This window comes from Peptoniphilus rhinitidis 1-13, assembly GCF_000246925.1.
GTDB lineage: Bacteria > Bacillota > Clostridia > Tissierellales > Peptoniphilaceae > Peptoniphilus_A > Peptoniphilus_A lacydonensis.
This window is the reverse complement of sequence record NZ_BAEW01000039.1, coordinates 1-983: the sequence shown is the minus strand read 5'-3', so window position 1 is coordinate 983 and position 983 is coordinate 1. Positions and strand designations below refer to the sequence as shown.

Below are 983 nucleotides of genomic sequence, written 5' to 3'. Positions count from 1 at the left end.
AAATCTTCACACTATTTTAATTATATATAGCAATTTTTTATATTTAAAAGCTTTTAACTCTCTAGACTTTAATGACTCATATAAAGGAGTAGTTATAATTAAAAAAATAGCTTGTTTGGTTATTGCAGTTTCAATGCTATTTTCAAATGTTTTGGCTTTTGAAAATATTACTAAGTATGATAATAAGATAGAAGCCTCTGACTAAGGAATTATTGGGTCAAACTACTTTTAAAATTAACGTTAAAGGTGTGTCTGCTTCTGCTATAGTTGGAGCTATAGTTGCTGCGACTGGTGGAGGAATTCCTATAACGGTTCTTTCTAGCGTAATTACAAGTACTTTAGCTGATAACTTGATTCAAGGATATGTTTCTGTTAAGGTATATAGTTATTGGGATCCAAGTACTATTAATCAATCTCGACTTAAATTTTGGCGTGAATTTGAGATTTATGCAGGGCCTAATTTTGATAGGTTCTTAGCTAGAATTTAAAGTAATTTATGAAATGAAAGTTGGATAAATGAAAATTATAATATTAATTATTAGTGTACTTTTGATAAATATAGAATCTAGAGTAGCGAAGTCTTTTGCTTTATTACCGTTATTAATATATTGTGTAGCGTGTTACATTAATAATGTGAATTTTTTTTCTGATTCAAAATTATTTCAAAATAATAATAATATAAAAAAATACGAATTATTTTTTATATTATTGCTTTGCGTACTTATAAATAGTAAGTATTTTTCATTATAAGTTAGTTGATTTTTAGAAATTAAAACCTTGAGAGTTAATTATACATGGGGGTATAGCTCAGTTGGGAGAGCGCCTGCCTTGCAAGCAGGAGGTCAGGAGTTCGAATCTCCTTATCTCCACCATACCGACACACTAAAATCGAGCATAGCGAAGATTGAAGCGATGGAGGTTGTGTGTAAAGAATTCCCAAAAGACTGACCGTAAGGGAGAGTCGATTGGCTAGAATTCGATTA

2 protein-coding genes and 1 tRNA gene are annotated in these 983 nt (G+C 30.1%); all 3 read left to right on the top strand.

The features are described 5' to 3' along the window. On the top strand, positions 1-205 hold a 205-nt coding region (locus tag RH95_RS09715; protein ID WP_010248935.1), incomplete at its 5' end, for a hypothetical protein. A 43-nt stretch (positions 206-248) separates the two neighbouring features. Next, positions 249-488 (top strand): hypothetical protein, encoded by a 240-nt coding sequence (locus RH95_RS09095; RefSeq protein WP_141567145.1) that lies wholly within the window; start codon positions 249-251, stop codon positions 486-488. Between the two features lie 308 nt (positions 489-796). Further along, positions 797-872 (top strand) — tRNA-Ala (locus tag RH95_RS09090). Positions 873-983 lie beyond the last annotated feature (111 nt).